This window comes from Brachybacterium sp. AOP43-C2-M15 (genome assembly GCF_052446295.1).
GTDB lineage: Bacteria > Actinomycetota > Actinomycetes > Actinomycetales > Dermabacteraceae > Brachybacterium.
This window is the reverse complement of the sequence record NZ_JBQSWB010000016.1, coordinates 1-20905: the sequence shown is the minus strand read 5'-3', so window position 1 is coordinate 20905 and position 20905 is coordinate 1. Positions and strand designations below refer to the sequence as shown.

The following is a 20905-nucleotide window of genomic DNA, read 5'->3' as shown; positions in this document are numbered from 1 at the left end:
TGTTCAGACCATCCCCGTGACGGGGAGACCGAGAGGAAGCGAAGCAGCAGATGGCGGAGCTCACGATCAGCCCGGAGGACATCCGGAACGCCCTGGACACCGCGGTGTCCACCTACCAGGCCGGCGCCACCGAGCGCGAGGAGATCGGCCGCGTCAGCGAGGCCGCTGACGGCATCGCCCGCGTCGAGGGCCTCCCCAACGTCATGGCCAACGAGCTGGTCAGCTTCGAGGACGGCACCCTCGGCCTCGCCCTGAACCTCGAGCTGCGCGAGATCGGCGTCGTCGTGCTCGGCGAGTTCTCCGGGATCGAGGAGGGCCAGCAGGTCCGCCGCACCGGCCAGGTGCTCTCGGTCCCCGTCGGCGACGGCTACCTCGGCCGTGTCGTCGACCCCGTCGGCACCCCGATCGACGGGCTCGGCGAGATCGAGACCGTCGGCCGTCGCGCGCTCGAGCTGCAGGCGCCCGGCGTCATGCAGCGCAAGGCAGTCAAGGAGCCCATGCAGACGGGCCTCAAGGCGATCGACGCGATGACCCCGATCGGCCGCGGCCAGCGTCAGCTGATCATCGGCGACCGCCAGACCGGCAAGACCGCGATCGGCATCGACACCATCCTGAACCAGAAGGCCAACTGGGAGTCCGGCGACCCCGAGAAGCAGGTCCGCTGCATCTACGTCGCCGTCGGCCAGAAGGGCTCGACCATCGCCTCGGTGCGCGCGACGCTCGAGGAGAACGGCGCGATGGAGTACACCACCATCGTCGCGGCCCCGGCCTCCGACCCGGCCGGCTTCAAGTACATCGCCCCCTACACCGGCTCGGCCATCGGCCAGCACTGGATGTACGAGGGCAAGCACGTGCTGATCATCTTCGACGACCTGTCCAAGCAGGCCGAGGCCTACCGCGCCGTGTCGCTGCTGCTGCGCCGCCCGCCGGGCCGTGAGGCCTACCCGGGCGACGTCTTCTACCTGCACTCGCGCCTGCTCGAGCGCTGCGCGAAGCTGTCCGACGAGATGGGCGGCGGGTCGATGACCGGCCTGCCGATCATCGAGACCAAGGCCAACGACGTCTCGGCCTACATCCCGACCAACGTCATCTCGATCACCGACGGCCAGTGCTTCCTGCAGTCGGACCTGTTCAACGCGAACCAGCGCCCGGCGGTCGACGTCGGCATCTCGGTCTCCCGCGTCGGCGGCTCGGCGCAGACCAAGGCCATGAAGGCCGTCTCGGGAACCCTGAAGATCGACCTCGCGCAGTTCCGCGATCTCGAGGCCTTCGCCATGTTCGCCTCGGACCTCGACGCCGCCTCCAAGCAGCAGCTCAGCCGCGGCGCCCGTCTCATGGAGCTGCTCAAGCAGTCCCAGTACTCGCCGTTCCCGATGGAGGAGCAGGTCGTCTCCATCTGGGCCGGCACCAAGGGCAAGTTCGACGACGTCGAGGTCGAGGACGTCCGCGAGTTCGAGACGCAGCTGCTCGAGCACCTGCGCCACAACGGCGGCGTGCTCGAGGCCATCCGCACCACGGGCAAGTTCGAGTCCTCCACCGAGGAGGAGCTCTCGGGGATCCTCGACCAGGTCAAGCAGGACTTCCTGGCCGGCAAGGGGCAGGGCGCGGAGCGCACTGACGAGAGCGGGCGCCTGAACGCCGGCGAGATCGAGCAGGAGCAAATCGTCCGCGGCTGAGGAGTGAGGCCGCCGCCTCCCCGGAGGCGGCGGCACCGACCGGCCAGCACCGATCCCGCACGAGGAGAGCAATGGGAGCCCAGCAGAGGGTATACAAACAGAGGATCCGCTCCGCCCAGGGGATGAAGAAGATCTTCAAGGCCAAGGAGATGGTCGCGGCATCGCGCATCGCCAAGGCGCACGCCCGGGTGGAGGCGACGACGCCGTACGCCGAGGCGCTCACCCGCGCGATCGGCTCGGTGGCGACGCACTCGGACGAGATCTCGCATCCGTTCCTGGACAGCGAGCGCCACGAGACCGGCCGTGCCGGGATCCTCATGATCACCGCGGACCGCGGCATGACCGGGCCCTACTCCCACAACGTGATCCGGGCCGCCGAGCAGCTCGCGAACACGTTGCGCGACGAGGGCAAGGAGCCGGTGATGTACGTCGTCGGCCGCAAGGGCGAGTCGTACTACCGCTTCCGCAACCGGCCGCCGCAGCAGGCGTGGACCCCGTACAAGGAGAACGAGCTGCCGGACCTCGGCCGCGAGATCTCCTCGGTGCTCACCGAGGACCTCCTCTCCGAGGACCCGGCCGTGCACCTGGACGAGCTGTACGTCGTGGGCACGCGCTTCGAGAGCCGCTTCCTGCAGAACACCCGATCGGTCCGCATGGTGCCGATGGGGCTGGTCGAGTCCGATGCCGAGCAGGAGGGCCCCTCCTACCCGCTGTACGAGTTCGTGCCGGATGCGGACTCGGTCATCGAGGAGCTCCTGCCGCGCTACATCGAGTCGCGGATCATCAACATCCTGCTGCAGGCGATGGCCTCGGAGCACGCGTCCACCCAGCGTGCGATGAAGACCGCCACCGACAATGCGGAGACGCAGATCAACAAGTTCACCCGGCTGGCGAACTCCGCCCGCCAGGCGGAGATCACCCAGGAGATCACGGAGATCGTCGGCGGCGCCGACGCCCTCTCGGGATCCGGCCGCACCGAACGCTGACACAGGCCGACGACACATTGGCCGACGGCGCCCAGCGTCGGCACGACATGGAGAGAACGCACATGACCACCACCACTGACAGCCAGGCACCCGCCGCCGCGGCGCCCGCCGCCACCGGGCGCGTCGCGCGCGTCACCGGCGCCGTCGTCGACATCGAGTTCCCCCCGGGGAGCATCCCCGAGCTCTACAACGCGCTGACCATCGAGATCGAGGACACCGGCTCCGGCCTGGAGGCCTCGACGCTGACCCTCGAGACCGCCCAGCACCTCGGCGACGGCATGGTGCGCGGCATCGCGCTCAAGCCCACGGACGGTGTGGTGCGCGGCCAGGCCGTCACCGACTCCGGCGCTCCGATCTCGGTGCCCGTCGGCGACGTCACCCTCGGCACCGTCTTCGACGTGGTCGGCAACCCGCTGAACAAGCCCGCCGATCAGCTGGAGATCACCGACCGCTGGCCGATCCACCGCAAGGCCCCGAACTTCGACCAGCTCGAGTCGGCGACGCAGATGTTCGAGACCGGCATCAAGTCGATCGACCTGCTCACCCCGTACGTCAAGGGCGGCAAGATCGGCCTGTTCGGCGGCGCCGGCGTGGGCAAGACGGTGCTCATCCAGGAGATGATCTACCGCGTGGCCAACAACCACGACGGCGTGTCCGTCTTCGCGGGCGTCGGCGAGCGCACCCGTGAGGGCTGGGACCTCATCGAGGAGATGACCGAGTCGGGCGTCATCGAGAAGACCGCGCTGGTCTTCGGCCAGATGGACGAGCCGCCGGGCACCCGCCTGCGCGTCGCGCTGTCCGCACTGACCATGGCGGAGTACTTCCGCGACGAGCAGGCGCAGGACGTGCTGCTGTTCATCGACAACATCTTCCGCTTCACCCAGGCGGGCTCCGAGGTCTCCACGCTGCTGGGCCGCATGCCCTCGGCCGTGGGCTACCAGCCGAACCTGGCCGACGAGATGGGCGTGCTCCAGGAGCGCATCACCTCGACCCGCGGTCACTCGATCACCTCGATGCAGGCGATCTACGTCCCGGCCGACGACTACACCGACCCGGCTCCGGCGACCACCTTCGCCCACCTCGACGCCACCACCGAGCTCTCGCGTGAGATCGCCTCGCGCGGCCTCTACCCGGCCATCGACCCCCTGGCCTCGACCTCGCGGATCCTCGACCCGCGCTACGTGGGCCAGGACCACTACGACACCGCGGTGCGCGTCAAGCAGATCCTCCAGCGCAACAAGGAGCTGCAGGACATCATCGCGATGCTCGGTGTGGACGAGCTCTCCGAGGAGGACAAGGTGATCGTGTCGCGTGCGCGCCGCATCCAGCAGTTCCTCTCGCAGAACACCCACCTCGCGAAGCAGTTCACCGGCGTGGACGGCTCCGACGTCCCGATGCGGGACACCATCGAGGGCTTCAAGGGCATCTGCGACGGCGAGTTCGACCACATCACCGAGTCGGCCTTCTTCAACGTCGGCGGGATCGACATGGTGCTCGAGAACCAGCACCGCATCGACAAGGAGCTCGGCGCGTGAGTGCGCTCGAGGTCACCTTCGTCACCGCGGACCGCACGGTCTGGACCGGGCAGGCCGCGCAGGTCGTGGTGCCCGCGATCGACGGTTCGATGGGCATCCTGCCGCAGATGCAGCCGACCCTCGCGATCCTCGGCACCGGTTCGGTGCGGATCATCGACCAGGACGGCCACGTCGAGGAGCTGGTCGTCGAGGGCGGCTTCGTCTCTGTGGACGCCGACGTCGTGACCATCGGGGTCGACGACGCGCAGCCGGCACGAGCCGGCGAGTCCCGCCTCTGAGCCGGTCCGCGCAGACGGCATGAACGACTCGAGCATCCCGATCCTCCTGCTGGGGATCGGGATGCTCGTCGTTCTGGCGGCGCTGGCGCTGGTCCTGCGCCAGGTGGTGGTCTCCCGCACCCGGGGCTCCTTCGAGTGCACGCTGCGCCGACGGGGCCTGGTGGGCGGGACCAGCTGGCAGCACGGGCTGATGCGCTTCGGCACCGATCGTCTGCGCTGGTTCCGTGCCTTCTCGCTGCGGGTGAGGCCCGAGGTGGTGATCCGCCGCACGGACATCCGCGACGTGGTCCGGCGCCGTCTGCCCGCCCAGGTGGAGGGTGGGGAGGACACCTATCTCCTCGAGTTCAGCCTGCGGGGCGGCCGCGAGATCAGCGCGATCGTCGACCTCGTCTCCGGGGCGGCGCTGAACTCCTGGCTCGAGGCGGCCCCGACCGGCTCGGTCCTCGGCGATGCGGACTGAGACCCGCCGACCGAGGTTCCCGGACCGGGGATCTCCGACCAGGATCCTCAGCCGTCGACGCCGTGGACGGGCTCTCCGCTGCGGAGCACGGTCAGCGGGCGCAGCTGCGCGTCCACCAGCACCGCGTCGGCGCGGCGTCCGGCGGCGAGCACGCCGATCCGGTCCTGCATCCCCAGCACGGCCGCGGGGACGCTCGAGGCGGCGCGCACCGCGCGCACCAGGTCGATCCCGGCCTCGGTGACCGCGAAGCGCACCACGTCCAGCAGGTGCGCGGTGCCGCCCGCGATCGAGGAGCCTCCGGTGAGGGTCGCGACGCCGGCGTCGACGGTGACGTCGAGCGCGCCGAGGCGGTACTGGCCGTCCGGCATCCCCGCCGCCGCCATCGCATCGGTGACGAGCACGACGTTCCCCTCGGGCGCGATCGCGAACACGTGGGCGACGGTGCGCGCGTCGAGGTGCACGCCGTCGGCGATCACCTCGACCACGAGCTCCCCGCCGGCCGCGGCGTCGAGCGCCGCGAGCGCGGGGCCGGGATCGCGATGGTGGATCGGTCGCATCCCGTTGAACAGGTGCGTGGCGGTGGGCAGGGGCGAGCGCCCCTGCTCCCGGCGCAGGGCGGTGCGGGAGAGCGTGATCGCGTCGGTCATCTGCGCGCTGCCGGCGTCGGTGTGCCCGAGGGAGGGGACCGCGCCGACCTCGGCGAGGGCCTCGATGACCTCCTCGGCGTGCTCCACCTCGGGGGCGACGGTCATGGTCGCGAGAGCTCCGCCTGCGATCTGTGCGAGCTCGCGCACCAGGTCGGCGTCGCCGGCGGTGATGTGCTCGGGGTTCTGCGCCCCCCGTCGCTCGACGGAGACGAAGGGTCCCTCGAGGTGGATCGCGGCGATCTCGGCCTCCGCTGCGAGCTGCGCGAGGTCCCGCACCCGCTCCCGCAGGGTGGTGGGATCGGCGGTGACCAGGGAGGCGACCAGGGAGGTGGTGCCGTGACGGCGGTGCTCGCGGATCGCGGTGAGCATGTCCGCGGGAGAGCTCGCGTCGGGGAAGGAGGCGCCGCCCCCGCCGTGGCAGTGGAGGTCCACCAGTCCCGGCAGGATCAGGCCGTCGTGCTCGATGCTCCGTCGTGCAGTGTGCGCGGGAGATCCCGCTGCCGGGCCGGCCCAGAGGATGTCACCGTCGGCGACGAGCAGCAGCGCGTCGGGGACGAGCCCCTGCGCGAGCACGGCGGACCCGCGCAGCGCCAGATCGGCGGTGACGGCGGGGGCGGGGGGATGCTCGGTGGCGCTCAACGGGCTCTCTCCTGACGGTGCGGTCGGCGCAGGCGCCGGGTGCGTGCGGGACGGACGGGCGGGGACGGGCGCAGCAGGGACGGACGGGCAGGGAAGGACGGGCAGGGACGGACGGGTCACCTCAGAAGAGGCGCGACTCCGCGTCGTCGATGCCGCGCAGGGCGTCGTAGTCGAGGGTCACGCAGTCGATCCCGCGATCGGTCGCCAGAACCCGCGCCTGGGGCTTGATGACCTGGGCGGCGAACACGCCGCGCACCGGTGCGAGCAGGGGATCGCGGTTCATCAGCTCGAGATAGCGGGTGAGCTGCTCGACGCCGTCGATCTCGCCGCGGCGCTTGATCTCGATCGCGACCGATCCGCCGCTCTGGTCGCGGGCGAGGATGTCCACGGGCCCGATGGCGGTGAAGTACTCGCGTCGCACGAGGGACCAGCCCTCGCCCAGCGTGTCGATGTTCTCGGCCAGCAGCGCCTGCAGGTGGGCCTCGACGCCGTCCTTCTGCAGCCCCGGGTCGACGCCGAGCTCATGGGCGGAGTCCTCGAAGACCTCGTGCAGCCGCACCCGCAGCCGGTCACCGGACTTGTCGTGCACCACGTCCCACTGCTCGATCCACTCGCCCTCCGGATCCTCGGACGCCTCCTCGTCGCCGCGGCGCGAGGTCGTCAGGGTGCACGGAGGGCTCATCCAGTTCAGCGGCTTGTAGCTCCCGCCGTCGGAATGGACCAGGACGCTGCCGTCGGCCTTGATGATCAGGAGCCGAGGGGCCAGCGGCAGATGGGCGGTGAGACGACCGGTGTAGTCGACGGAACAGCGGGCAACGACGAGACGCACCCCGCCAGGGTACGGCACCGGCAGGCCGCGGACGAGACGCGGACGAGACGCGGACGAGACCGGGACGAGACGGGGGATGAGAACCCCATGAGGAGCGCTTTACCCAGGTGCAGATGCTCACTCGGGCCTGTTCCGCACCTCTCGCCGCTCGTATCGTGGGCGGGTCCCCGCCTGCGGCCTGTCCCGGGCCACCTCGAAGGAGCTATCCACCGTGCAACGACTCCTGGCCGTCCTGCTGGTCCTGATCGGGCTGATCGGACTCGCACTGGGCCGCCTGGGTGAGACCACCTGGGCCCCCGCGACCGAGACCACCGCCACGGTCGACCTCGCGGATCCCGGCGCCGCCGTGGTGATCGATCCGGGCGTGCTCTACGTGGGCGGTGCGGAGGGCGAGGTCGTCATCGAGGGCTCCTCCGACGTCTCCGTGATCACCGCGGCCAACGGCGACATCGAGGCCTACCTCGACGGCGTCAAGCACACGCGGATCACCGGGGCGAGCGACTGGACGACCCTCAGCACCCAGGAGGTCGATCCCGACGGCGCCGAGGAGCTGTCCGATCCCACCTCCTCGGATCTCTGGCGCTCGGTGGACACCGCTCCCAGCCCGTACACGATCGACGTCGCCGAGTTCTGGGCGGGGGAGAACGGGGACAACGAGCAGGTGTACCGCTCGATCCTGATCGTCACGGACGGCACCGCGGCGGGGGCGGACGAGGTCTCCATCACCTGGCCGGTCGACGACGAGAACGAGTGGGTGCCCTTCGCCTATGCCGGCGGCGCCGCGATCGCCGTGGTCGGTCTGGTCCTGCTGGTCGTCTCGCTCGGCGGCGGGCGCCGTCGTGACGAGGAGGAGGACGAGCAGCTCGAGGACGCCCCGGTCCAGGAAGCGGGTCAGGACCGCGACGAGGCGGTGGCCGGCGGTTCCGCTGCTGCTGCGGCCACCGGGACCGGCGCCGCGACCCCCGGGGACGCGACTGCCGACGACGCAGCCGAGCACGAGGCCGACGACCCGGCGACGGCCGATGGCTCGGCGCCCCTCGAGGGCTCCGCGGCGGACGCGGCGCCCCGCTCCGACCGGGATCCGCTCACCCCCCGCCCCGGCGCGGTGCGCGAGGAGAGCGTGTGGAGCTTCGGATCCGCTGCGGACGGTGGCTCCGCGGCTGCCGGCGACACCGCGTCGGCCGGCGACGCCGCGTCTCCCGGCGACACCGCGTCTCCCGGCGACACCGCGTCTCCCGGCGACACCGCGACGGCCGGGGAGCCGGCGACCACGGACGCGGCCGGAGTCCGCGAGGACCGGACCGAGGAGATCACCGGGATCTCCGACGACGGGACGGACGAGGAGCGGGACAGCACCGCCGGGGACGACGAGGAGCGCCGATGACCCGCCATGACCAGCGCGCGAGCGCACGGAAGGACCCCCAGATGAGCACCCGTCCCGTCGGCCGTCGCGGCCTCTTCCTCGGAGCGGGCTCCGTGCTCGCCACGGGACTGCTCGCCGCCTGCGGCTCGGAGCCGGCGCCGCCGGCGGACCCGCCGACGGGCAAGGAGCTCGCCGAGCCCACCCCGGTCCAGACCACGGAGCAGATCGGCGCGATCGTGCCCGAGGTGAGCGCCGCGGTCGTCGCGGCGGACGAGGCGCGCGACGTCGAGGAGCTCTCGCCCCGCGTCACCGGCTCCGCGGTGGACTTCCGCAAGGCCGCCTACACGATGATCGAGGAGGCGGAGGAGTGGGCCGACTACCTCGACGTGCCCGGCACCGAGCTGATCGTCCCCATGACCTCGGTGACGGCCGACTTCCCGCGCACGGCGATCGCCCTGGTGGAGGACTCCGTGGAGGAGGACGGGGTGCCCTACTTCCTCGCGCTGCACCAGGAGGACGCGAAATCGCCCTACACCTCGTGGGGCTGGGCGCAGCAGGCCGTGGGCATCGACATGCCGATGGTCGCCAACGAGCTGGTGGGCGCCGAGCAGGTCGCCCGCGACGACGACGCGCTGGTGATGACTCCGGACGAGGCGCTCTCGCTGTACGCGAAGGTGCTCACCGGCGGCGACGGCGCCGATCCGGACGACCAGCTCGCCGACGACCCCTTCACGAGCTCGCGCCACGAGGACATCCAGAGCGAGCGCTCGATGCTCAACGAGGGCGTGGACCGGGACGAGGCCGCCACCATCCGCGAGGAGTACACCGTCTCCGAGGACGAGTTCGTGGGCCTGCGCACCGATGACGGCGGCGCGATCATCATGGGCACCCTGACCTCCACCCGAAAGGTCTCCGTGAAGGAGCGCGCCACGGTGAGCGTCTCGGAGGACAACCTCTACGCCAAGGTGATCGGCAAGCACGAGTTCACCTCCGAGTACATCCGGAAGTACGGCACCCATGTCACGCTCTACGTCCCCTCCGCGGAGGACGGCGGGCAGGTGCAGCCCATCGGGGCCACCCTCACGACGCTCTCCGCCACCGGGGAGTGACGGGCGCGTCACTGCACGGGCCCGGCGGGACTCCTTAGACTGGGTCGGTCCCGACCTCGTCGAAGGAGTTCTCCCGTGACCGATCCGTACGGAATCATCGACCTCGCTGCGCTGAAGCAGCCCGCCGGCGGTGCCGCCGGAGGCTCCGGCACCGGCGGCACGCCCTCGGCGCACGAGATCGCCGTCACCGAGCAGGGGCTCGAGCAGCTGATCGGCGACTCCCAGCAGATCCCGACCCTGCTGCTGGTCACGAGCGCCCGGGTGCCCGAGGGCGAGAAGTTCCTCGCCTCGCTGCGTCGCGGGGTCGACGCCAAGGGCGGCTCGGTGCGCCTCGGCGTCGTCGACGCCGACACCGAGCAGCGGGTCGCCGGCGCCCTGCGCGTGCAGAAGCTGCCCACCCTTCTGCTGCTGATCATGGGTCAGCTGCAGCCGATCGTCGAGGCGGTGCTGCCCGATTCCGAGATCGACACCCTCCTGACCCAGGTCCTCGAGGTCGCCCGCCAGCAGGGCATGGAGCTTCCCGAGGCCGAGGCGGAGTCCGAGGAGGGGGCCGAGGCCGAGGAGCCGCTGCCGCCCCTGATCGCCGAGGCCTACGAGGCGATCGAGAGGGGCGACCTGGACGCCGCCGTCGCCGCCTATCAGAAGCAGCTGCAGGAGACCCCCGCGGATGCCGAGGCGAAGGCCGGGCTCGCCGCGGTCTCGCTCATGCGGCGCACCCGGGAGACGGACCCGACCGCCGCGCGGGACGCGGCGGCCCAGCGCCCAGACGATCTCGATGCGCAGCTGCTCGTGGCCGATCTCGACATGCTCGGCGGTCACGTCGAGGACGCCTTCGCCCGCCTCCTCGACCTCCTCCGCGGAGCCGATCAGGAGACCAAGGACGCCGTCCGCGCGCGCCTGCTCGAGCTGTTCGAGGTCGCCGGCCCCGAGGACCCGCGCGTCGGCCCCGCCCGCAAGCGCCTGGCGAACCTCCTGTACTGAGGCCCTGACCGCGAGGGAGTCCTCTCCCTCGTCCTCCCCGCTCCCGGGCTCAGCCCTCGCGCAGCCGGGCGGGGACCAGCAGCACGGCGCCGAGCGGCGGGACCGACAGGCGCACGGAGTGGTCCCGGCCGTGCTGCGACAGCGGCTCCGCGTGCACCCGGCCCAGGTTGCCGACCCCGCTGCCGCCGTAGACGGGGGCGTCGGTGTTGAGCACCTCGAGCCAGTCCCCGCCCTCGGGCAGGGGGATGCGGTGGTCGTGCCAGGGCTGTGCGGAGAAGTTCACGACCACGACCACCGGGTCGCCCTCCTCGCTGCGGCGCACGAAGGCGAGCGTGTTGTGCACGCCGTCGTCGCCGACCAGCCACTCGAAGCCGCCCGGGTCCTGGTCGCGCTGGTAGAGCGCGGGGAACTCCGCCTGCACGGCGTTGAGGTCCTTGACCAGCTGCTGGGCGCCGCGATGCAGGGGGTACTCCAGCAGCCACCAGGGCAGACCGGCCTGCTCGGACCACTCGGTGCCCTGGGCGAACTCGATGCCCATGAACACCAGCTGCTTGCCGGGATGGCTCCACTGGAAGGCCAGGTACGCGCGCAGCGTCGCCGCCTGCTGCCAGTCGTCGCCGGGTGCCTTGCGCAGCAGGGACCCCTTGCCGTGCACGACCTCGTCGTGGCTCAGCGGCAGCACGAAGTTCTCCGAGTACTGGTAGACCATCGAGAAGGTCAGCTCGCCGTGGTGGTACTGGCGGTGGATCGGATCCTGACCCAGGTACTCGAGGGTGTCGTGCATCCAGCCCATGTTCCACTTGAAGCCGAAGCCGAGCCCGCCGCTGTCGGTGGGGCGGGTGACCCCCGGGAACGAGGTGGACTCCTCGGCGATCATCACGATGCCCGGAGCGCGCTTGTACGCGGTCGCGGTGGTCTCCTGGAGGAACGCGATGTTCTCGAGGTCCTCCCGGCCGCCGTGGCGGTTGGCCACCCACTGGCCGTCCTCGCGCGAGTAGTCCAGGTACAGCATCGAGGCGACCGCGTCGACCCGCAGCCCGTCCACGTGGAACTCCTCGAGCCAGTAGCAGGCGTTGGCCACCAGGAAGTTGCGCACCTCGTTGCGGCCGGTGTCGAAGACGTAGGTGCCCCAGTCGGGATGCTCGCCGCGGCGCGGATCCGCGTGCTCGTACAGCGGGGTGCCGTCGAAGCGGGCCAGGGCGAACTCGTCCTTGGGGAAGTGCGCCGGGACCCAGTCCAGGATCACGCCGATGCCGGCGTTGTGCAGGGTGTCGATGAGATGGCGCAGCTCGTCCGGGGTGCCCAGGCGCGAGGTGGGGGCGTAGTAGCCGGTGACCTGGTAGCCCCAGGACCCTCCGAAGGGATGCTCCGCCACCGGCATGAACTCCACATGGGTGAATCCCAGATCGGTCACGTACTCGGTGAGCTCGGTGGCCAGCTCCCGGTAGCCGAGGCCCGGGCGCCAGCTGCCCAGATGCACCTCGTAGATCGACATCCGCGAGGAGATCGGCTGGTGCGAGGCGCGCTCGGCCAGCCAGTGCTCGTCGCTCCACTCGAAGTCGCTGCTGGTGACGACCGAGCCGGTCGCGGGCGGCACCTCCGCGAAGCGGGCCATCGGATCCGCCTTCTCCCGCCAGGCTCCGTCGGCACCGAGGATCCGGTACTTGTAGGTCTCGCCGACGCCGATGCCGGGGACGAACAGCTCCCACACCCCGGAGGCGCCCAGGGAGCGCATCGAGTGCAGCCGGCCCTCCCAGCCGTTGAAGGACCCCACCACCTGCACGGCCCGCGCGTTCGGGGCCCACACGGCGAAGGAGGTGCCGGGCACGTCCTGGATCGTGCGCACGTGGGAGCCCAGCACCTGCCACAGCTCCTCGTGGCGTCCCTCGCGGATCAGGTGCAGGTCGAACTCGCCGACGGTGGGCAGGAAGCGGTACGGCTCCTCGATCTCCACCGGCTCCTCCCCGGCGGACCAGGTGACCCTGATCCGGTAGGAGTGCAGGTCGGGGAGCGCGAGCGCCGCCACCCAGATGCCGTCGTGCTCGTGCTCCATGGGGTGCGCCGTCCCGTCGGGAAGCAGCACCGCGACCTCGTGCGCGAAGGGCTTGAGGGTGCGCACGGTGACGCCTCCCTCGTACTCGTGCGCCCCGAGCACCGAATGGGGCTCGTGGTGGCTGCCGGTCGCGGTGGCGCCCAGCTCGTGCTCGCCCAGCGTCATCACCGCGGCGGCGGTGTCGGGAGTCTCGGTCATGTCAGCTCTCCTCGGGGTGGATGATCCGCAGGACGTGCGCGGGCCGGTCGCTCGCGCTCAGGATCACGGAGGGGGCGCGGCCCCAGCTGTACCGCTCTCCGGTCAGCAGGTCCTCGACCTCGAAGGACTCGCCGACGGCGAGGGCGTCGAGGTCCAGGTGCAGCGTGGTGGTGGCGTCGCGGTCGTGCGCGGTCAGGGAGACCACCAGCACGGTGTCCGGCGAGCCGGTGCCGCTCGCGGCCGCGTCGAGGTGCTTGGAGAAGACCAGCACCTGCTCGTCCTCGGCCTCGTGGAAGCGGATCGTGGTGAGGGTCTGCAGCGCGGGGTGCTCGCGGCGGATCCGGTTCAGGGTGCCCAGCAGCGGCTCGAGGCTCTCGCCGCGGGCGAGCGCTCCGGTGAAGTCACGGGGCTTGAACTCGTACTTCTCGTTGTCGATCTGCTCCTGGGCGCCCGGGCGGGGGACGTCCTCCACCAGCTCGTAGCCGCTGTAGATCCCCCAGGTGGGGACCAGGGTGGCGGCGAGGATCGCCCGCAGAGCGAAGGCTCGACGGCCGCCCGCGCTCATGTACGGGGTGAGGATGTCATGCGTGGTGGGCCAGAAGCTCGGGCGCATGTACGGCGCCGACTCCACCAGCTCCTCGAGGTACTCGCGCAGCTCCCCGGCGCTCTCGCGCCAGGTGAAGTAGGTGTAGGACTGGTGGTAGCCGACCTTGCCCAGGGTGTGCATCATGGTGGGTCGCGTGAACGCCTCGGCGAGGAAGACCACCTCGGGATGCTTCTCGTCGAACTCCGCCAGCAGCTCCTCCCAGAAGCGCACCGGCTTGGTGTGGGGATTGTCGACGCGGAACAGCGTGACGCCGTGCTCGACCCAGAGCTCGAGCACGTCGCGGATCGCCGCGTAGAGCCCCTCGTAGTCCGTGTCGAAGCTCAGCGGGTAGATGTCCTGGTACTTCTTCGGCGGGTTCTCCGCGTAGGCGATGGTGCCGTCGGCCCGCACGGTGAACCACTCCGGATGCTCGCTCACCCACGGGTGATCGGGGGAGCACTGCAGGGCGATGTCGAGGGCGACCTCGAGGTCGAGCTCCTTCGCTCGGGCCACGAAGGCGTCGAAGTCCTCCATGGTGCCCAGCTCGGGATGGATCGCGTCGTGGCCCCCGTCGGCCGAGCCGATCGCATAGGGCGAGCCCGGGTCGCCGGGCTGCGGGTCCAGCGTGTTGTTGCGCCCCTTGCGGAACGTGGAGCCGATGGGGTGGATGGGGGTGAGGTAGGCGACGTCGAAGCCCATCGCCGCGATCCTGTCCAGGGAGCGGGCGGCGGTGCGGAGCGTGCCCGAGGCCCAGCCGTGCTCGGGATCGAAGTGCGCCCCCTCGGAGCGGGGGAAGAACTCGTACCAGGAGCCGAACAGGGCGCGCGGCCGCTGGACGATCAGCGGATAGGGCCCGTCCACGGTCACTCCCTCGCGCAGGGGCCGCTCGGCGAGCATGCCGCGCAGGTCCGCGGCCAGGGCCGGGGCGACGCGCGCGGCGGCGGGCAGGCCCGGTGCGCGCAGGCTCTCCAGAGCGGCCCGGACCACCGGAGCGTCGGACGCCGGCCGGCTGCCGTCCTCGACCTCGGCGAGCACCTTGCCCAGCACCACCGCGCCCTCGGCGCAGACCAGGTCGGGATCGATCCCGGCAGGGATCTTCACCTCCGCCGTGTGCGCCCAGCTCTCGTACGGCGCGGAGTAGGCCTCGATCCGGAAGCTCCAGTGCCCCTGGACGTCGGGGCGGACGGTGGTCTCCCAGAGATCCAGGCCCGGGTTGGTCGAGCGCAGCGACCGCCGGCTCTCGTGCCCCTCGGGGGAGGTGAGCACGAGCTGGACGCCCATCGCGTCGTGCCCTTCGCGGAAGGCGTTGGCGCAGAAGCGCACCGTCTCGCCCTCGACGCAGCGGGCGGGGAAGCGTCCACCGTCGACGACGGGCCGGACCCCCATGATCGGGATCCGCCCGATCCCGTCGTCCAGGCCCGTGCGGCCAGTGCCCGTGCTGTCAGCACCCGTGCGGTCAGTAGTGGTCTTCGACATGGCCTCTCCTGCCTGAGCCCTCGCCGTGGCGGGATGCTCTGCGACGGTCGCGGTGATGGTCCTCACGATAGCCGTTCCGGCGCCTCCTCCGGGGCGTCGGGGGAGATCCCGAGGACGACCACGCTCGCGGGGGCCACCAGGACCGCGCGGTCGGCGACCGGACCGGGCGGAAGGTCCTGCGGGCTCTCCCGAGAGGTGTCCAGCAGGACCCGGGCGCTGCCCTGGGGCCACGGGGCCGCGGGCAGGCGCACCGTGGTCTCCTCGGCGGCGGTGGAGAGGATCACCAGCAGGTGCTCCGCCCCTTCGCTGCCGTGCACCGCGGGCCGCAGCATGGCCAGCAGATGCTGCGAGGGATCCATCCACTGCTCGTGGTCCATCACCTCGCCGTCGGCGTCGAACCAGGCGACCTGACCTGCATCCAGCGCGGCGGGGTCCGCGGGCCGCAGGAAGTGCGGGGCGCGCAGCTGCGGGTGCTCCCCCCTCAGCTGCAGCAGCCGGGTCACCGTCTCCTGCAGCGCCTGCCCGTGACGGTTCCGGCCCCAGTCCGTCCAGGAGATCTCGTTGTCCTGGCAGTAGGCGTTGTTGTTGCCCTGCTGGGTGCGCATCCGCTCGTCGCCCGCGGTGAGCAGCGGGGTCCCGGAGGCCAGCAGCAGGGTCGCCAGGATGCTGCGCGCGCTGCGCCGACGGGCCGCCTCGATCTGCGCGGCCCCGTCCGCGCCGACGGGCATCTCTCCCTCGTGACCGTGGTGGAAGGAGCGGTTGTCGGAGGTGCCGTCGCGGTTGTCCTCGCCGTTGGCGAGATTGTGCTTGGACTCGTAGACCGTGAGGTCGCGCAGGGTGAAGCCGTCATGGGCGGTGACGTAGTTGATCGAGGCCCAGGGGGCGCGCAGGCTGCGCCCCTCGGGCAGCTCGAGCGGATCCTGGGAGGTGAGCAGGTCGCTCGAACCGGCCAGACGGGTGGCGAGGTCCCGCACCCCGCCGATCGCGTCCTCGCCCGTGCGCTCGCGCATCGCCCGGTCGGAGAGCCAGAAGGCCCGCACGTCGTCGCGGAAGGCGTCGTTCCACTCGGCGAAGGGCGCCGGGAAGCTCCCCGTCTGCCAGCCGCCGGTGCCCACGTCCCAGGGCTCGGCGATGAGCTTGACCCCGCGCAGCACGGGGTCGGTCGCGATCGCCCGCAGCAGCGGATGATCGGGCCGGAAGCCGGTGTGGTCGCGGCCCAGCGTCGCGGCCAGGTCGAAGCGGAACCCGTCCACGTGGACCTCCTGCACCCAGTAGCGCAGGGAGCCCAGGACCAGGTCCATCACGTGCACGGAGCGCGGGTCGAGGGTGCCGCCGGTCCCGGTGACGTCGAAGAAGGTGCCGTGGTCGATCCAGTAGTACTCGAGGTTGTCCAGCCCGCGCAGCGAGAGCGAGGGCCCGTCGGCGCCGCCCTCGGCGGTGTGGTTGTAGACGACGTCGAGGATGACCTCGAACCCGGCCGCGTGCAGCTGCCGCACCATGGTCTTGACCTCGTCGAGCACGGCCTGCGCGCCGGCGTGCTGGGCGGCGGTCGTGGCCAGGGAGGGGTCCGGCGCGAAGTACGACTGGGTCGAGTATCCCCAGTAGTTGGTCAGCCCCAGCCGGGTCAGGTGCGGCTCGTCCATCGCGGCGTGGATGGGCAGCAGCTCGATGCTGGTGACCCCCAGGCTGCGCAGGTAGCCGGTCACCGCCGGGTGGCCCAGGCCCGCATAGGTGCCGCGCTGCTCGGGCGGCAGCTCGGGATGCAGCTCGGTGAAGCCCTTGACGTGCAGCTCGTAGAGCACGGTGGACTCCCAGTCGACCATCGGCCGCAGATCGTCCTGCCAGTCGAAGGCGTCGGAGACCACCTCCGACCACACCGCGTCCTCGCCGTTGTCCACCTCGCTGCGCACAGGATGATCCCCGACGCGGTCGAGCATCGCGTCGACCTCGAAGGGGAAGAAGGAGCTCAGCAGGGGGGAGGAGTGGGAGACCCCGCGCCCCCAGGGATCCTGCAGCAGCTTGCGCGGGTTGCACAGCAGGCCGGCCGACGGGTCCCAGGGGCCGTCGACCCGCAGCCCGTACCGGGTGCCGGGAGTCATCCCGGTGACCTGGTCCCAGTGCAGCCCGCCGTCGACATGGCGCAGGCGCCGACGGTGCTCGGTCGCACCCCGACGGATGCACAGGTCCACGGACTCGGCGCGGGGCGCGGCGACCGCGAAGGTCCCGCGACCCTGGTCGTCGACCACGAGGCCGGGGGCGGTGGGGGCGGCGGGCGGTGTCGCCCGGTCGGAGCGCTCTGCTGGCATCCGCGCATCATCCCACCGCCGCTCCCCGAGAGCCTCCGGCGAGCGGACGGAATGGCCCCCGAGGTGACCCATGCCGCTAGGATCGTCGCGGCGGTCCTCGATCCGTTCCCGGATCGCCCGCGATCCACCGCACGACCATCCGCACGGCCACGGCCGGTCCGGCCTCCGGGCACCTCGGGGGAGGGCGGAGGACGCGGTCGGCATCGAGGACGCACGAGCAGGACCAGCCGCACGAGTCGAACGCATGACGGGGGAGCCGTACCGCATGAGCCATCCACCCAGCCAGCAGCCCGGGTTCCAGGGGCCGCCCTCCGCTCCTGCGGCGCCGCCGATCTCCTCCGGCCCCGTCGCCTCCTCGGGTCCGTCGGCGGCCCCGGCCCCGGCCGGCTCCGCGGGGCCTCCCTCGCGCCGCCCCGGCGAGTTCGCGCCCACGAGCGCCGCGATCCAGGCCGGCGACCTCGAGCGCAGCGCGGCGATCATCAGCACCATCACGGGGGTGTTCCAGTCCCGCGTGGTCGGCCAGGAGAACCTGCGCCTGACCCTGCTGGCCGCGCTCGCCGCGGGAGGGCACGTGCTGCTGGAGTCCGTGCCGGGCCTGGCGAAGACGACCGCGGCCAGTGCGCTCGCCTCGTCGATCACCGGTTCCTTCGCCCGCATCCAGTGCACGCCGGACCTGATGCCCAACGACATCATCGGCACCCAGATCTTCAACTACGGCTCGGGCACCTTCACCACCCAGCTGGGTCCCGTGCACGCGAACGTCGTGCTGCTCGACGAGATCAACCGCTCGAGCGCGAAGACGCAGTCGGCGATGCTCGAGGCGATGCAGGAGCGGCAGACCTCCATCGGCGGCGAGGTGTACCGGCTGCCGGAGCCGTTCATGGTGCTCGCCACGCAGAACCCGATCGAGGAGGAGGGCACCTACGTCCTCCCCGAGGCGCAGATGGACCGCTTCCTGATGAAGGAGATCCTCACCTACCCCCGCCCGGGCGAGGAGCACGAGATCCTGGACCGCTCGACCTCGGGCAGCCTCACCGGGCCCCGGCAGGCGACCGGGTCGGTGACCCTCGAGGACGTGCGCTTCCTGCAGGCCATGGTCGACCAGGTCTACGTGGACCCGGCCGTCAAGCGCTACATCATCGACCTGGTGTTCACCACGCGCGGCTCCGGGCCCCGCCCCGTCCCGAACCTCACCCAGTCGGTGCGGGTGGGCGCGAGCCCTCGCGGCTCCCTCGCCCTGATGCGGGTCGGGCAGGCGCACGCCCTGCTGAACGGTCGCGACTACGTCACACCGGACGACGTGCGGGCGATGCGGTACGGCGTGCTGCGCCACCGCCTCGTCCTCACCTTCGATGCGCTGGCCAGCGGCATCAAGCCCGAGCAGATCATCGACGCGGTGTTCCACGCCGTGCCGATGCCCTGAGCGGCCCCGCAGGACCAGCAGGACCAGCAGGACGAGCAGGACGACGAGAAGGACGGAGCGCGAGCACCCTCATGGCGACCTCCCTGATGACCCGTGTCAAGGCGCGGGTGGACCTGCACACGTCCAACCGTGCGCGGGGACTCATCCAGGGCCGGGGCCGTTCGCTGTTCAAGGGCAGCGGAGAGGACTTCGACGACCTGAAGTACTACCAGCCCGGGGACAAGATCTCCGACATCGACTGGAAGGCCACCGCCCGCTCCGGGGAGCCGCTGATCCGGCAGTTCAACGAGGAGAGGGTGCGGCACCTGTCGATCGTCGCGGACACCTCCTCGGCGATGGCGGCGACCGCGGCCGACGGCACCTCCAAGCGCGACGCCATGATCCTCGCCGCGGGCATGATCTGCTTCCTCGCCCAGAAGAACGGAGACCTGGTGGGAATGGTCGCCGGGGACGAGGACCGCCCGGTGCAGCTGCCCTCCCGGTCGAGCGACGGGCACCTGGAGCTCCTGCTGCGCACCGCCCAGCAGACGACCACCACCGCGTCCCCTCCGGCCGACAGCTCGTGGCTGCTCGAGCGCGCCTTCCGGGTCACCACCCATTCCACCCTGATGACGATCATCACCGACGAGGCGCACCCGACGGTCGAGGACTTCACCCTGCTGCGTCGCCTGAAGACCCGCCACGACCTGCTGGTGATCCGCATCGCCGACGCCGATCCGCTGCAGGGCGGCGCGCTCGACCACGACGTGGTCGATGTCGGATCGCCGCGGGAGATCGCCTCCCTGGCCCGGACCTCCAAGCGGGTCGCGCACGATGTCGAGAGCTACCGCCGCGCTCGCCGGGAGGGCATCGCCGAGATGCTGGACCGCCTGCACATCAGTCACATGCTCACCCAGGGTGAGACGACCGTGGTGGACGACATGATCGCGCTGCTGCGGGCGAGGGAGTACCGCCATGCCTCGTCCTGAGCTGCTGCGCGGCGCTCCCGGTCGGCTGCTGGCCGAGCCCGCGCCGCCGGAGATCATCGACCCGCCCCAGTACTCGATCGCCTGGGTGATCCTGGCGGTGCTGTGCATCCTGGTGATCACCGCGCTGATCGTGGGGACCCTGAAGATCACCCGAGCCGTGGAGAAGCGGATCGCGTACCGACGGCGCCCCGGGGACGTGGAGGCGCTCAAGGCCGAGTTCCTGCGCGCCGTGAACGACGTCGCGGATCGCCACGAGGACGGCGCGCTCGAGGTCCGCGAGGGGCATCACGAGCTCACCGGGGTGATGCGGCGCTTCGTGCGGCGCACCACCGGGCACGACGTGAGCAGCCAGGACCTCGCGACCCTGCTGGCCGATCCGCGGACCCGTGCCGTGGGCGAGCTGATCGGCGATCTCTACGAGCCGGACTTCGCGATGTCCACGGATCGCGACCTGCGCGAGTCCGTGCGCCGCGCGCGGGAGGTGATCCGATCGTGGTCATGATCTTCTGGTGGGTCACCGGGCTTCTCCTGCTGGCCGGGATCGCGGTCTGGGCCATCACCTTCTGGAACCGTCGGGCGATGCGCCGCGCGCCGGTGCTGGTCGCGAACTCCCAGTACATGGAGCGCATCCCCAGCTTCGTGCGGGCGCAGCGGACCGCACGGGTGGTGCGCGTGCTGCAGGTCGCGATCGCGGTGCTCGCCGTGGTCTCGGCCTCCGTGCTGTCCGGGAGGATCGCGAGCGAGCGCATCGAGACGCCCGAGTTCTCCTCCCGCGACATCGTGCTGTGCCTGGACGTGTCCGGCTCGATGTACGAGTACGACACCGAGATCCTCTCGACCTTCGCGGAGCTCGTGGACGGGTTCGAGGGCGAGCGGGTGGCGCTGTCGATCTTCAACTCCACCAGCCGCACCGTCTTCCCGCTGACCAACGACTACGACCTCATCAAGCGCGAGCTCGAGGAGGGAGCCGAGGCGATCGACTTCGACGAGTTCGGGTACCGCCTGGGCAGCAGGGACTACGACGAGGACAAGGTGCGCCAGTACGTCGAGTTCGTCGAGGGCACGCGCGGCATCGCCGACGAGGCCTCGATCGTGCCGGACGGCCTGGCCTCGTGCGCCCAGGTCTTCGACCAGGCCGAGGAGGACCGCTCGCGCTCGATCATCTTCGCGACCGACAACGAGGTCAACGGCGAGCCGATCTTCTCGCTCCAGGAGGCGACCGAGCGCGTCGCCTCCCGCGACATCGACCTGTACACCTTCTACCCCGGCGCCTACGAGTGCGGGCCCCAGTGCTTCGAGGAGCTCAAGACGACCACCGAGGACCAGGACGGCGAGCTGTACGAGTCCTCGGACCCCGAGGCGATCCCCTCGATCATCAACCAGATCCAGAAG

Annotated in this window: 17 protein-coding genes; 12 read left to right on the top strand and 5 right to left on the bottom strand. The window is 71.1% G+C overall.

Going from position 1 to position 20905, the window contains the following annotated elements; translation table 11 throughout:
- Positions 1-50: 50 nt before the first annotated feature.
- The 5 genes from atpA (at position 51) to ACT3SP_RS15490 (ending at position 4935) form a co-directional block, all read left to right on the top strand.
- Positions 51-1676 (top strand): F0F1 ATP synthase subunit alpha, encoded by a 1626-nt coding sequence (atpA, locus tag ACT3SP_RS15510; RefSeq protein WP_444588209.1) that lies wholly within the window; start codon positions 51-53, stop codon positions 1674-1676.
- 71 nt (positions 1677-1747) lie between these two features.
- The gene (locus ACT3SP_RS15505) at positions 1748-2662 is read left to right on the top strand and encodes a F0F1 ATP synthase subunit gamma (protein WP_444588208.1); all 915 of its coding nucleotides are present in this window, start codon (positions 1748-1750) and stop codon (positions 2660-2662) included.
- 62 nt (positions 2663-2724) lie between these two features.
- On the top strand, positions 2725-4197 hold the full coding sequence (gene atpD, locus ACT3SP_RS15500; RefSeq protein WP_444588207.1) for a F0F1 ATP synthase subunit beta: 1473 nt from the start codon (positions 2725-2727) through the stop codon (positions 4195-4197).
- On the top strand, positions 4194-4475 hold the full coding sequence (locus ACT3SP_RS15495) for a F0F1 ATP synthase subunit epsilon (protein ID WP_444588206.1): 282 nt from the start codon (positions 4194-4196) through the stop codon (positions 4473-4475). The genes atpD and ACT3SP_RS15495 overlap by 4 nt, the downstream gene beginning before the upstream one ends.
- Before the next feature lie 19 nt (positions 4476-4494).
- Positions 4495-4935: a DUF2550 family protein gene (locus ACT3SP_RS15490; RefSeq protein ID WP_444588205.1), complete on the top strand. Its 441-nt coding sequence runs from the start codon at positions 4495-4497 to the stop codon at positions 4933-4935.
- Between the two features lie 47 nt (positions 4936-4982).
- Here the strand turns inward: ACT3SP_RS15490 and ACT3SP_RS15485 are convergent, their stop codons facing one another.
- Entirely contained in the window at positions 4983-6221 is a 1239-nt protein-coding gene (locus ACT3SP_RS15485; protein WP_444588204.1) for an N-acetylglucosamine-6-phosphate deacetylase, read from the bottom strand.
- 121 nt (positions 6222-6342) lie between these two features.
- Positions 6343-7050, bottom strand: coding sequence for an endonuclease NucS (nucS, locus tag ACT3SP_RS15480; RefSeq protein WP_444588203.1), 708 nt, complete (start codon positions 7048-7050; stop codon positions 6343-6345).
- 211 nt (positions 7051-7261) lie between these two features.
- On the opposite strand from nucS, the gene ACT3SP_RS15475 reads away from it, so the two are divergent.
- From ACT3SP_RS15475 to ACT3SP_RS15465, 3 genes are all read left to right on the top strand, one after another.
- Positions 7262-8434 (top strand): hypothetical protein, encoded by a 1173-nt coding sequence (locus ACT3SP_RS15475; RefSeq protein ID WP_444588202.1) that lies wholly within the window; start codon positions 7262-7264, stop codon positions 8432-8434.
- Entirely contained in the window at positions 8431-9522 is a 1092-nt protein-coding gene (locus tag ACT3SP_RS15470; RefSeq protein ID WP_444588201.1) for a hypothetical protein, read from the top strand. Before ACT3SP_RS15475 ends, ACT3SP_RS15470 begins: the two co-directional genes overlap by 4 nt.
- 75 nt (positions 9523-9597) lie before the next feature.
- Positions 9598-10503 carry a co-chaperone YbbN gene (locus ACT3SP_RS15465; RefSeq protein WP_444588200.1) on the top strand — a complete coding sequence of 302 codons (906 nt, stop codon included), beginning with the start codon at positions 9598-9600 and terminating at the stop codon, positions 10501-10503.
- A 49-nt stretch (positions 10504-10552) separates the two neighbouring features.
- Here the strand turns inward: ACT3SP_RS15465 and glgB are convergent, their stop codons facing one another.
- The 3 genes from glgB to glgX all read right to left on the bottom strand — a co-directional run bounded on the left by glgB (position 10553) and on the right by glgX (position 17122).
- On the bottom strand, positions 10553-12754 hold the full coding sequence (gene glgB, locus ACT3SP_RS15460; RefSeq protein WP_444588199.1) for a 1,4-alpha-glucan branching protein GlgB: 2202 nt from the start codon (positions 12752-12754) through the stop codon (positions 10553-10555).
- A 1-nt stretch (position 12755) separates the two neighbouring features.
- Positions 12756-14816, bottom strand: a complete 2061-nt coding sequence (locus tag ACT3SP_RS15455; RefSeq protein WP_444588198.1) for an alpha-1,4-glucan--maltose-1-phosphate maltosyltransferase — start codon at positions 14814-14816, stop codon at positions 12756-12758.
- Positions 14817-14878: 62 nt separating this feature from the next.
- A complete protein-coding gene (gene glgX / locus ACT3SP_RS15450) occupies positions 14879-17122 on the bottom strand; it encodes a glycogen debranching protein GlgX (RefSeq protein ID WP_444588197.1) in 2244 nt (747 codons plus the stop codon).
- A gap of 265 nt (positions 17123-17387) precedes the next feature.
- On the opposite strand from glgX, the gene ACT3SP_RS15445 reads away from it, so the two are divergent.
- The 4 genes from ACT3SP_RS15445 to ACT3SP_RS15430 all read left to right on the top strand — a co-directional run.
- Positions 17388-18545, top strand: a complete 1158-nt coding sequence (locus ACT3SP_RS15445) for an AAA family ATPase (RefSeq protein ID WP_444588196.1) — start codon at positions 17388-17390, stop codon at positions 18543-18545.
- 71 nt (positions 18546-18616) lie between these two features.
- Entirely contained in the window at positions 18617-19513 is an 897-nt protein-coding gene (locus ACT3SP_RS15440; RefSeq protein WP_444588195.1) for a DUF58 domain-containing protein, read from the top strand.
- Positions 19500-20015, top strand: coding sequence for a hypothetical protein (locus ACT3SP_RS15435; protein WP_444588194.1), 516 nt, complete (start codon positions 19500-19502; stop codon positions 20013-20015). Before ACT3SP_RS15440 ends, ACT3SP_RS15435 begins: the two co-directional genes overlap by 14 nt.
- Positions 20012-20905, top strand: an 894-nt coding sequence (locus ACT3SP_RS15430) for a vWA domain-containing protein (protein ID WP_444588193.1), incomplete at its 3' end; no start/stop codon positions are given. The genes ACT3SP_RS15435 and ACT3SP_RS15430, both read left to right, overlap by 4 nt.

Bases quoted from the DNA above. Each gene is read 5' to 3' on its own strand.
- ACT3SP_RS15440 (WP_444588195.1), top strand. From the start codon at position 18,617: ATGGCGACCTCCCTGATGACCCGTGTCAAGGCGCGGGTGGACCTGCAC.
- ACT3SP_RS15435 (WP_444588194.1), top strand. From the start codon at position 19,500: ATGCCTCGTCCTGAGCTGCTGCGCGGCGCTCCCGGTCGGCTGCTGGCC.
- glgX (WP_444588197.1), bottom strand. From the start codon at position 17,122: ATGCCAGCAGAGCGCTCCGACCGGGCGACACCGCCCGCCGCCCCCACC.
- ACT3SP_RS15445 (WP_444588196.1), top strand. From the start codon at position 17,388: ATGAGCCATCCACCCAGCCAGCAGCCCGGGTTCCAGGGGCCGCCCTCC.
- ACT3SP_RS15455 (WP_444588198.1), bottom strand. From the start codon at position 14,816: ATGTCGAAGACCACTACTGACCGCACGGGTGCTGACAGCACGGGCACT.
- ACT3SP_RS15490 (WP_444588205.1), top strand. From the start codon at position 4,495: ATGAACGACTCGAGCATCCCGATCCTCCTGCTGGGGATCGGGATGCTC.
- atpD (WP_444588207.1), top strand. From the start codon at position 2,725: ATGACCACCACCACTGACAGCCAGGCACCCGCCGCCGCGGCGCCCGCC.
- ACT3SP_RS15505 (WP_444588208.1), top strand. From the start codon at position 1,748: ATGGGAGCCCAGCAGAGGGTATACAAACAGAGGATCCGCTCCGCCCAG.
- glgB (WP_444588199.1), bottom strand. From the start codon at position 12,754: ATGACCGAGACTCCCGACACCGCCGCCGCGGTGATGACGCTGGGCGAG.
- atpA (WP_444588209.1), top strand. From the start codon at position 51: ATGGCGGAGCTCACGATCAGCCCGGAGGACATCCGGAACGCCCTGGAC.
- ACT3SP_RS15470 (WP_444588201.1), top strand. From the start codon at position 8,431: ATGACCCGCCATGACCAGCGCGCGAGCGCACGGAAGGACCCCCAGATG.